The 10,667-nt window shown below is 74.4% G+C and carries 9 protein-coding genes; 6 read left to right on the top strand and 3 right to left on the bottom strand.

The features are described 5' to 3' along the window. The first annotated feature begins 20 nt into the window (after window positions 1-20). The 4 genes from ATM99_RS12815 to ATM99_RS12800 all read left to right on the top strand — a co-directional run bounded on the left by ATM99_RS12815 (window position 21) and on the right by ATM99_RS12800 (window position 4,484). Window positions 21-680 (top strand): response regulator transcription factor, encoded by a 660-nt coding sequence (locus ATM99_RS12815; RefSeq protein ID WP_062103280.1) that lies wholly within the window; start codon window positions 21-23, stop codon window positions 678-680. Between the two features lie 90 nt (window positions 681-770). After that, entirely contained in the window at window positions 771-1,802 is a 1,032-nt protein-coding gene (locus ATM99_RS12810) for a TIGR03885 family FMN-dependent LLM class oxidoreductase (RefSeq protein ID WP_062103279.1), read from the top strand. After that, complete coding sequence (locus tag ATM99_RS12805; protein WP_062103278.1) at window positions 1,799-3,493, top strand: alpha-amylase family protein; 1,695 nt, start codon at window positions 1,799-1,801, stop codon at window positions 3,491-3,493. Before ATM99_RS12810 ends, ATM99_RS12805 begins: the two co-directional genes overlap by 4 nt. Window positions 3,494-3,623: 130 nt before the next feature. Continuing rightward, a complete protein-coding gene (locus ATM99_RS12800) occupies window positions 3,624-4,484 on the top strand; it encodes an NAD(P)-dependent oxidoreductase (protein ID WP_062103277.1) in 861 nt (286 codons plus the stop codon). Between the two features lie 28 nt (window positions 4,485-4,512). Here ATM99_RS12800 and ATM99_RS12795 read toward each other — a convergent pair whose 3' ends face one another. Then, window positions 4,513-5,337, bottom strand: a complete 825-nt coding sequence (locus tag ATM99_RS12795; RefSeq protein WP_082659707.1) for a GyrI-like domain-containing protein — start codon at window positions 5,335-5,337, stop codon at window positions 4,513-4,515. A gap of 228 nt (window positions 5,338-5,565) precedes the next feature. Here ATM99_RS12795 and ATM99_RS12790 point away from each other — a divergent pair, with 228 nt between their 5' ends. Together ATM99_RS12790 and ATM99_RS12785 are read left to right on the top strand one after the other, a co-directional pair. After that, on the top strand, window positions 5,566-6,531 hold the full coding sequence (locus tag ATM99_RS12790) for an FKBP-type peptidyl-prolyl cis-trans isomerase (RefSeq protein WP_062103276.1): 966 nt from the start codon (window positions 5,566-5,568) through the stop codon (window positions 6,529-6,531). 141 nt (window positions 6,532-6,672) lie between these two features. Continuing rightward, a complete protein-coding gene (locus ATM99_RS12785; RefSeq protein WP_062103275.1) occupies window positions 6,673-7,020 on the top strand; it encodes a nucleotide pyrophosphohydrolase in 348 nt (115 codons plus the stop codon). A gap of 102 nt (window positions 7,021-7,122) precedes the next feature. Here the strand turns inward: ATM99_RS12785 and ATM99_RS12780 are convergent, their stop codons facing one another. Beyond that, entirely contained in the window at window positions 7,123-9,711 is a 2,589-nt protein-coding gene (locus tag ATM99_RS12780) for an ABC transporter permease (protein WP_062103274.1), read from the bottom strand. Beyond that, on the bottom strand, window positions 9,711-10,493 hold the full coding sequence (locus ATM99_RS12775; protein ID WP_062103273.1) for an ABC transporter ATP-binding protein: 783 nt from the start codon (window positions 10,491-10,493) through the stop codon (window positions 9,711-9,713). The genes ATM99_RS12780 and ATM99_RS12775 overlap by 1 nt, the downstream gene beginning before the upstream one ends. Between the last annotated feature and the right edge of the window lie 174 nt (window positions 10,494-10,667).

Raw genomic sequence — 10,667 nt, 5'->3', positions numbered from 1 at the left:
CCCACCCCGGAGGACCCCCGATGACGCCCGTGCGGGTGCTGCTCGCCGACGACCACGCCGCGATCCGCGCGGGCCTGCGGCTCATGCTCGAGCAGTCGGGCGACGTCGAGGTGGTGGGCGAGGCGTCCGACGGCGACGTCGCGGTGCGGCAGGCGCGCGCGCTGCGCCCCGACGTCGTGCTCATGGACGTGCGCATGCCCGGCACGGACGGCATCACGGCGACCGCGGCGATCGTGGGCGAGCGGCTCGCGGACGTGGTCGCGCTGACGACGTTCGACCTCGACGAGTACGTGCTGGGCATGGTGCGCGCGGGCGCGGCGGGGTTCCTGCTGAAGTCCGTCGGCGCGGCCGAGCTGGTCGACGCCGTGCGGCGGGTCGCGGGCGGCGAGGGCGTGCTCGCCCCCGAGGTGACGCGGCGCCTGCTCGACGCGGTCGCGACGCAGCCCGCCGCAGCACCCGAGCCGACGCCCGGCCCGGACGACGAGCGGCTCGCGACCCTCACGGCCCGCGAGCGCGACGTGCTCGACGGCCTCGGCGACGGGCTGTCGAACGCCGAGATCGCCGAGCGGCTCGTCGTGTCGGAGACGACCGTGAAGTCGCACGTCAGCCACGTGCTCGCGAAGCTCGGGGTCCGCACCCGGCTGCAGGCGGGGGTCCTGGCGCGGGGCGCCCGGGGCTGAGGCCTCCCGGCGGACTCCCCCAGGCACGGCGCCGACCCGCGCCGCCGCTCGACGAGCGGGTCGGGCGTCCAGCCGGTAGGAAAGGGGCGCATGGTGCGCGTCGGCTTCCACAACTCCCACGAGCAGGTCCATCCCTCCGCGCTGCTGGCGGCGACGCAGCTCGCGGAGCAGCGCGGCTTCGACGCCGCGATGTGCAGCGACCACTGGGCGCCGTGGTCGGCGCACCAGGGGCACTCCGGGTTCGCGTGGACGTGGCTGGGGTCGGCGCTCGCGACGACGCGGCTGCCGTTCGGCGTGGTCAACGCGCCCGGGCAGCGGTACCACCCGGCGATCGTCGCGCAGGCGGCGGCGACGCTCGCGGCGATGTACCCGGGGCGGGTCTGGGTCGCGCTGGGCTCGGGCGAGAACATGAACGAGCACATCACCGGGGACGGTTGGCTGCCCAAGCCGGTGCGCGACGCGCGGCTGGTCGAGTGCGTCGAGGTGATCCGCGCGCTGCTCGACGGTGAGGAGGTCACGCACGACGGTCTCGTGACGGTCGACCGCGCGAAGCTGTGGACGCTGCCCGACGTGAAGCCGCTGCTCATCGGCCCGGCGGTCACCGAGGCGACGGCCGCGAACCACGCGCGCTGGGCCGACGGGCTGGTGACCGTCAACCAGCCGCCCGAGACGCTGCGCCGCGTGCTCGGCGCGTACCGCGACGCGGGCGGCCGCGGCGAGGCGTCGCTGCAGGTGCACGTGTCGTTCGCCCCGAGTCAGGACGAGGCGCTGCGGCTCGCGCGCCAGCAGTGGGCGGGCAACGCGATCGGGCCGCCCGTCGCGTGGGACCTCGACACGCCCGAGGCGTTCGACGCGATCGCCGACAAGGTGAACGACGACGTGCTGCGCACCTCCGTCCTGGTCGAGCACGACCCGCAGCGGCTGGCCGCACGGCTCGTCGAGCTCGCGGAGATCGGGTTCGACGCGGTCTACCTGCACCAGGTCGCGACCGACGTGGTGCCGTCGGACGAGAAGCACCCCGACGCGACCGAGGTGCGCACGTCCCCGTCGTCGTCCCTGGAGGCGTTCGTCGACATGGCCGCCGAGCACGTGCTGCCCCCGCTGAAGGCGGTGCGCGCGTGAGGATCCGCGACACCGGCGACCTGTGGTGGAAGTCCGCGGTGGTCTACTGCCTCGACGTCGAGACGTACATGGACTGGGACGACGACGGCATCGGCGACCTGCCCGGGCTCGTGCAGCGGATCGACCACCTCGCCGAGCTCGGCGTGACGTGCCTGTGGCTCATGCCGTTCTACCCGACGGCGGACCGCGACGACGGCTACGACATCACCGACTACTACGCGGTCGACCCGCGCCTGGGCGACGGCGGCGACCTCGTCGAGCTGATCCGCACCGCGAACGACCGCGGGATCCGCGTCATCGCCGACCTGGTCGTCAACCACACGTCCGACCGGCACCCGTGGTTCCGCGCCGCGCGCCGGTCCAAGGACAGCCCGTACCGCGACTGGTACGTGTGGCGCGAGGACCCGCCGCCGGACACGTCGGACGAGGTCGTCTTCCCCGACAAGGAGGACGGCATCTGGACGTACGACGAGCAGGCGGGCGCTTGGTACCGGCACCGGTTCTACCGGCACCAGCCCGACCTCAACACCGCGAACCCGCAGGTGCGGGACGCGATCGCGAAGGTCGTGGGCTACTGGGCGCAGCTGGGCCTGGACGGGTTCCGCGTCGACGCGGTGCCGTTCTTCCTGGCCGACGCGGCGAACGGCAAGGGCGACGACGTCGACCACCCGCACCAGTTCCTGCAGCAGCTGCGCGCGTTCCTCTCGCGGCGCACGGGCGACTCGATCCTCATGGGCGAGGTCAACCTGCCGTACGACCAGCAGCGGCTGTTCTTCGGCGACCACGACGACGACGGCGAGCACGAGGGCGCCGAGCTGAACCTGCAGTTCGACTTCGTGCTCATGCAGCGCATGTACCTCGCGCTCGCGCGGCAGGACGCGCGCGTGCTCGCCGACGTGCTGGAGTCCCGGCCGGTGATCCCGTCGGACGCGCAGTGGGCGACGTTCGTGCGCAACCACGACGAGCTGACGCTCGACCAGCTGAGCGACGCCGAGCGGCAGGAGGTGTTCGACGCGTTCGGCCCCGACGAGGAGGTGCAGCTCTACGGCCGCGGCCTGCGGCGCCGCCTGCCGCCGATGGTGCAGGGCGACCCGCGCCGCGTCCGCATGGTCTACAGCCTGCTGTTCACCCTGCCGGGCACGCCCGTGCTGTTCTACGGCGAGGAGATCGGCATGGGCGAGAACCTCGCCGCCGAGGGCCGGCTCGCGGTGCGGACGCCGATGCAGTGGACGTCGGGGAAGAACGGCGGGTTCTCGGACGCCGCGCCGTCGCGCCTGGCCGGGCCCGTGACCGAGGGCGCGTTCGGGCCCGCGCACGTCAACGTGTCCGACCAGCGCCGCGACCCGGACTCGCTGCTGAACTTCGTGCAGAAGCTCGCGCGACGCTACCGCGAGAGCCCCGAGCTGGGGTGGACGGGCGCGGTCGAGATCCTCGACCAGCCGCACCGCTCGGTGCTCGCGCACCGCTCGACGTGGCAGGACGCGTCGACCGTCGCGCTGCACAACCTCGGCCCCGAGGCCGTGCGCGTGCCGCTGCACCTGCCCGACACCGACGGCACGTGCCGGCTCATCGACCTCCTGGAGGACGACGAGCACGTGCCGGACGACAAGGGCCGTCTGGAGGTCGAGCTCGACGGGTACGGGTGGCGCTGGCTGCGCGTCGTCCACCCGGACTCGCGCCGCCTGCTGTGACGGGGCCGGTCGGGCCGGTCCCGGTATCCTCGGCGCCGACCCCCGTGGAAAGGCGAGTCCGCATGCTCAGCACCGCGCCCACCGTGTGCGCCCACCCGCTCACCAGGCGCGCCTGCGACCAGGTCGCGCCGTGACCCGCGTCCTCGTCACCGGAGCGGCCGGGTACATCGGCCGCCACGTGGTGCACGCGCTCGTCGCGCGAGGGGCCGACGTCGTTGCGGTGGACCGGCACGGCGCGCTGGACGAGACCGGGACGCGCGTGACCGTCACGCACCACGACATCTTCAGCGACACGCAGACCCTGCTCGACGAGGTCGGTCACGTCGACGTGCTCGTGCACCTCGCGTGGGAGGCGGGCTTCGTGCACGACTCGCCCGTGCACATGCTCCGGCTGTCCGACCACGTCCGGTTCCTCGACGCGGTCGCCGCCGCGGGCACGACCCGGATCGCGGTGCTCGGCTCGATGCACGAGGTCGGCTACCACGAGGGCCCGATCACCGCCGACACCCCGACGGACCCGCGGTCGCAGTACGGCATCGCCAAGGACGCGCTGCGACGTTCGCTCCTGCTGCGTCACGCCGGCGGCCCGACCGAGCTGCAGTGGCTCCGCTGCTTCTACATCGTCGGTGACGAGTCGCGGAGCTCGTCGGTCTTCGCCAAGGTCGCCGCGGCGGCCGCGGAGGGACGGACCACGTTCCCTTTCACGTCCGGGTCCAACCGGTACGACTTCATCGACGTCCGGGAGCTGGGCGACCAGATCGCGGCGGCGGTCCTGCAGTCCGAGGTCACGGGCGTCATCAACTGCTGCTCCGGGGAGCCGGTGCCGCTCGGTGCCCGCGTCGAGCAGTTCATCGCCGAGCACGGCCTGGACATCCGCCTCGACTACGGCGCGTTCCCCGACCGCCCGTACGACTCCCCCGGCGTGTGGGGGGACCCCACGCGCATCCAGAAGATCCTGGCGGCGTCCCCCGGGCCCGGCGCGATCTCCTGATCCGCGGCCGGGCCCGGGGACGTGCCCGTCAGCCCCGGACGACCGGCAGGCACACGTCCGTGACCCAGTCCGCCGGGTCCTGGCTCTGCTGCGGCCCCACCCGGTAGACGTTGAACATCGGCCCGGTCTCCAGGCCGCGCTCGGCGACGAACGCGCCGAGCGACGCCATGACGTCGCCGACGCCCGCGTAGTCGCCTCGCAGCGTCGCGACCGCGGCCTCGCGTGCCGGCTCGGCGCGGCACGTCAGCGGCGCGGCCGCCTCGAACGGTGCCGCGACCTCGATCCACACCTCGACGTCCACGTCGCTCTCGCGGTGGTCGGGGTCGTGGAACGTGGCGCCAGCCATGGCGTCGGGCGCCGGGACGGCGCCCGCGCGGCCGAGCAGGGGCATGAGCTCCTGCCAGAGCCGGCCCTCGTCGGAGTAGCCGGGCAGGACCCGGCGCAGGCCCGCCAGGACCGTCGGGGAGAAGGTGGTGAGCGTGACGTCGTGCATGGTGCGTCCTCTCAGTGCGGTGCTGACACGGTCCAGGGCCGTCAGCTGCGACCGCAGGTCGTCCTCCCGGCGCGCGAGCTCCGCGCGCTGGGCGACGACCGCGGCCTCGACCCCGGCGGGATCACCGGTCGACGACACGAGCGCGGCGATGGCCCCGACCCCGAACCCCGCGTCGCGCAGCAGCACCACCAGGTGGGCGTCGGCGATCTGCTCGGCCCGGTACCAGCGGTGCCCCGTGAACGGGTCCACCGCGGCCGGCTCGAGCACGCCGTGCTCCTGGTAGTGGCGCAGCATGCGCACGCTGATCCGGGACAGCGTCGAGAACGCGCCGATCCGCAGCAGCCTGTCGTCGTGATCCATGTCGTCACCGCACACCCTCACACCGTGGCAGACGCAAGCGGACCGGGGCCGGGACCCGTCGGAAGGGGTCGCCGAGGCCCGCCCCGGGTGGGCTGCGCCGCACGCCGGCCCGTCCGCCGAAACGATTCGCGGGTGGACCGCCTGGGCTCCTCCCAGGTCCGTCGCGTACCGTGCCTGGGTCGTCGCGCGTCGAGCGACGGCACCCCGCAACCCCCGGAGGAACCCCTCGTGCGACGCCCCACCACCGCCCGCACCGCGCTGCGCGCCGCCGCCGCGGTGCTGGCGCTCAGCCTCACCCTCGCCGCGTGCAGCGGTGAGGCCGGCGACGACCCGACGACCCCGGCACCCACCGACGCGGCGGCGACCCCCGCCCCCGACGCGACCGCGACCGCCGAGGACGTCGCCGCGCTCGAGGCCGTGGTCGTCGAGGGTGCCGTCGGCGCGCAGCCGACGGTCACGCTGCCCAGCACGCCGTTCACGGTGTCGGCCCCGGTCGCGCGGGTCCTGGACGACGGCACGGGCGAGGAGATCGCGTCGGGCGACATGATCGACCTGGACTCCGTGTGGGTGAAGGGCACCGACGGCTCCGTCGAGAACTCGACGTGGGAGAAGGGCACCCCGGAGCAGATCGTCGTGAGCGACAGCCAGCTCGTCAGCGTCCTCTCCGACCTGCTCGTCGGCAACAAGGTCGGCATGCGCTTCGCGTTCGCGGTGCCCGCGGGCGAGGAGACCGCCGTCGCGGTCGGCGAGGTCGTCGGCAAGCGCCCGAGCCGCGCGGTCGGGACGCCCGTCGAGCCGGCCGCGGGCCTGCCCGGCGTCACGCTCGCCGACGACGGCACGCCGTCCATCGAGCCGGTCGACGGCGACGCGCCCACCGAGCTCGTGGTGCAGCCCCTCATCGAGGGCGACGGCCCGGCGGTCGAGTCCGGCCAGACGATCACCGTGCAGTACAGCGGCTGGCTGTGGGACGGCACGCCGTTCGACTCCTCGTGGGAGCGGGGCACGCCCGCAGCCTTCGGGATCGGCGTCCAGCAGGTCATCACCGGCTGGGACGAGGGGCTCGTCGGCCAGAAGGTCGGCAGCCAGGTCCTGCTGGTCGTGCCGCCGGACAAGGCCTACGGCGACACGCCGCGGGACAACATCCCCGCGGGCTCGACGCTCGTGTTCGTCGTGGACGTCCTCGCCGCGAGCTGACGTCCCGCGCACCTGACCGGGGCCGGGTCGCCGCTCACCACGAGCGGCGACCCGGCCCCGTCGTCGTCCCGCCGCCGCCCCGGACCTCGCCCACCCACGCACTGTCCCGCCGGGTGCGCGCGGACGCGCGATGATGGCGCGATGGCGGAGATCGCGGACCTGACGGCGGCCGTGCGGGAGTTCTCCCGCGAGCGGGACTGGGAGCAGTTCCACGACCCCAAGTCGCTCGTGCTCGCGCTGGTCGGGGAGGTCGGCGAGCTCGCCGAGCTGTTCCAGTGGGTGCCGGCGGCGGACGCGGTCGAGCGGTTCGCGGCCCCCGACCGGCGGGCGCGCGCGGCCGAGGAGATGGCCGACGTGCTGGTCTACCTCGTGCGGCTCGCGGACGTGCTCGGCGTCGACCTGGGCGAGGCGGCGCGGACCAAGCTCGCCGACTCGCACCGGCGGTTCCCGGCCGACGACGTGCACGGCGTCGCCCCCGACAAGCCCTGAGGCCGGCCGGCCCCGGCCCGACAGCCCTCGGACGCCGGACGGGCCGGGTGCGGTTCCCTCCTCCGCACCCGGCCCGTGCCGGCCCCTCCCTGCGACCGCGCGTCAGTCCGGCGTGGCGATCGCGTCGAGCACCCGCAGCCGCGCCGCGCGCGCCCCGGGCCACACCGCGGCCAGCACGCCGACCACGATCGCGATGCCGAGCATCCCGGCCAGGCCGCCCCACGGGACGACGAGCTGGTCCAGGCCCTCCTCGGCGAACACGCGCGGCAGCACCGAGGCCAGCCCCACGCCGACGCCGAGCCCGACGACCGTGCCGAACACGGCCGTGAGCACCGACTCGACCGTGACGACGCCCGCGAGCTGCAGCCGGCCGAGGCCGACGGCCCGCAGCAGGCCGATCTCCCGCGTCCGCTCGATCACGGACAGCGCGAGCGTGTTGACGATGCCGAGCACCGCGATGAGCAGCGACAGCCCGAGCAGCGCGTACAGGATGACCAGGAGCTGGTCGACCTGGCTCGCCATCTGGTCGACGAACTGGTCGCGGTCCTGGACCGAGACCACCACGTACGGCGCGACCGACTCGGTCACGGCCGAGCGGAGCTGCGTGGCGGTCACGCCCGGGGCCGCGTCGACGAACACCGTGTCGGTGAGCTGCGACGCCGCGGGGACCAGCGCGTCGAGGACGTCGGGCGTCACGAGGACCGGCGCACCGAGCACCCGGGTCTTGATGACCGCGGCGACCGTGAGGGTCCGCTCCGCCGTGGCCGTGCGGACGACGAGCTCGTCGCCGACCTTCCAGCCCTCGCCGATCACGTTCTGGTTGACGACCGCGTGGGTCGCGTCGAGCGCGTCGGTGTCGCCGTCGACGACGTCGACCGTGATCGTCGAGCCGAGCAGGTCGGGCGGGCTGGCCACGACGAAGCCGACGCCACCGACGCCGGGGTCCACGCCCGGGTCGGGCGAGACGGCGACCGGCGCGAACGTCACCGCGCTGGCGCGGCCCACCTCGGGCAGCCCCTCGACGTCGCCGACCGCGCCCGCGGGGATCGTGCCGTTGGCCGAGCGGAGCACCAGGTCGGCGGTCGTGCTGCTCTCGACGGTCGAGACCAGCGACGCCTGCGTGGTCGCCGCGATGACGGACACGCCGCCGACGAGCGCCATGCCGATGACCAGGGCGCCCGCGGTGCTGGCGGTGCGGCGCGGGTTGCGCACGACGTTGCCCTGCGCGAGCCGACCGACGGGCGGCAGCCCCTTGACGAAGGGCACCGCGAGCACGCGCACCACGGCACGCGACATCGAGGGCGCCGCGACGAGCACGCCGATCAGCACCACGCCGGCACCCGCACCGAGCAGGCCCTCGGCGGCACCCGACTCGGGTCGCAGCGCCGCGAAGAGCACCGCGGCGGCACCGAGCGCGACGACGACGCCGCCGACCAGACCACGCACGCGCAGCGAGCGCTCCGGGACGGTGACCTCGCCGCGCATGGCCTCGACCGGGGCGACGAGCGCCGCACGCCGGCCGGGGATGGCCGCGGCGACGGCCGAGACGACCGCGCCGATGCCGAGGCACAGCGCGACGGTCGTCGCGTCGAGCGGGATGCTGCCGACCAGGTCCATGCCCATCTGCTCGAACACGACGCGCAGGAGCGCCACCAGGCCCAGGCCGCCGGCCACGCCGACCGCCGCACCCACCAGACCCACGAGCACGGCCTGCCCCACGACCACCGCGAACACCTGCGCGGGGGACGCGCCCACGGCACGCAGCAGCGCGAACTCCCGGACGCGCTGCCGCACCGACATCGTGAACGTGTTGGAGATGAGGTACCCGCCGACGAACAGCGAGATGACCGCGAAGATCATGAGGAACGACGTGACGAAGCCGAGCATCTGGTCGATGTCGCCCCGCAGGCCCTCGCGCAACGTGTCGCCCGTGACGACCTCGGCACCGTCCGCGGCGGCACCCACGGTGCCGTCGTCGATCGCGGCGTCGATCCGGTCGACGAGCTGCTGCTCGTCGACGCCGTCCTCGGCGTAGACCGAGACGGTCGCCACGAGCCCGTCGGGCGCGTAGGCCGCCTCCGCGACCGCGGGGTCGAGGAAGACGAGCGTGGCGCCGGCCATCGGACCGCCGCCGGACGTCTCGCCGACGACCTCGACGTCCCGCACCTCGCCCGACACGACGACGCGCGTGCGGTCGCCGATCGCGAGACCGGAGGACTCGAGGGTCTTCTGCTCGAGGGCGACCTCCCCGGCGCCGACCGGCGCACGGCCGGCGATGATGCCGAACGTCGGGTCGGCGGCCTGGCTCGCGATGGCGATCGAGGGCGCCTGGGTGGACTGCACGGCTGTGCCGTCGGCACCGACCAGGACGATCGGACCGGAGACGTCGGCGACCGCGGCACGCACGCCGGGGACGTCGGCGACCGCGTCGGCCAGCTCGATCGAGACGGGCGTGCGGGCCTCGCCGACGCCGACGCCGCCGGCGGACGCGGCGCTCGGCGCCTCGTCGGCTCCGCGCAGGTACGCGTCGGCGGGGGCGGACGCGTCGACGATGCCGTGGAACGTGTCGGACATCATCGTGCGCAGCGCGAACGTGCCGGCGACGAACGAGATGCCGAGCGCGACCGCGAGGATGGAGAGCGCGAAGCGCACGGCGTGCGCACGGACCCCGCGCAGGGTCACCCGGAGCATCAGCCGGCCGTCACGGGCGCGGCGGGCCGACGGGTCAGCGCGCCGAGGCGCTCGAGGACCGTGTCGGGGGTGGGCTCGGTGAGCTCGTCGACGATCCGGCCGTCGGCGAGGAACAGCACGCGGTCGGCGTAGGACGCGGCGGTCGCGTCGTGCGTGACCATGACGATCGACTGGCCGAGCTCGTCGACCGAGCGGCGCAGGAACGACAGCACCTCGTGCGCGGACGTCGAGTCGAGGTTGCCGGTGGGCTCGTCGGCGAACACGACGGCCGGCCGCGTGACGAGCGCGCGGGCGCACGCCACGCGCTGCTGCTGCCCGCCGGACAGCTCGCCGGGCTTGTGGTTCAGGCGGTCCGCGAGGCCGACGGCCTGCACGACCGCGTCGAGGTGCTCGCGGTCGACGGGGCGGCGCGCGATGTCGAGCGGCAGCGTGATGTTCTCGAGCGCGGTGAGCGTGGGGACGAGGTTGAACGCCTGGAAGACGAACCCGATGCGGTCGCGGCGCAGGCGCGTGAGGTGCCGCTCGGACATCGTCGACACCTCCTCGCCGTCGACGACGACCGAGCCCGAGGTCGGGCGGTCGAGGCCGGCGAGGCAGTGCATGAGCGTGGACTTGCCGGAGCCGGAGGGGCCCATGGTCGCGGTGAGCTTCCCGCGCTCGATGTCGAGGTCGACGCCCGCGAGGGCGTGCACGGCCGTGGGTCCGGAGCCGTACGTGCGGACCAGGCCGCGGGCGGTGGCGATGGGCGCGGAGCTGCGCGCCGAGGTGTCGGTGAGGGTCACACGAGGATCGTCCCGCCACGGGGCCCCACGGCGACACCAGGGAGACCCCCGGGGGGCACCCTGAACATTCCCTGGGTGTCCTCAGGGTGCCCACGGGGGACGTCGGTCCTGGTCAGCGCGTCGCAATGCCGCATTCGTCGGATGATCCGCGGCGGCGCACGGGGGCTACCCCAC

It is taken from the genome of Cellulomonas sp. B6 (genome assembly GCF_001462455.1).
In the GTDB taxonomy this organism is placed as follows: Bacteria; Actinomycetota; Actinomycetes; order Actinomycetales; family Cellulomonadaceae; genus Cellulomonas.
This window is presented reverse-complemented; position numbering and strand designations above follow the sequence as displayed.

Bases quoted from the DNA above. Each gene is read 5' to 3' on its own strand.
- ATM99_RS12815 (WP_062103280.1), top strand. From the start codon at position 21: ATGACGCCCGTGCGGGTGCTGCTCGCCGACGACCACGCCGCGATCCGC.
- ATM99_RS12780 (WP_062103274.1), bottom strand. From the start codon at position 9,711: ATGCTCCGGGTGACCCTGCGCGGGGTCCGTGCGCACGCCGTGCGCTTC.
- ATM99_RS12795 (WP_082659707.1), bottom strand. From the start codon at position 5,337: ATGGATCACGACGACAGGCTGCTGCGGATCGGCGCGTTCTCGACGCTG.
- ATM99_RS12785 (WP_062103275.1), top strand. From the start codon at position 6,673: ATGGCGGAGATCGCGGACCTGACGGCGGCCGTGCGGGAGTTCTCCCGC.
- ATM99_RS12810 (WP_062103279.1), top strand. From the start codon at position 771: ATGGTGCGCGTCGGCTTCCACAACTCCCACGAGCAGGTCCATCCCTCC.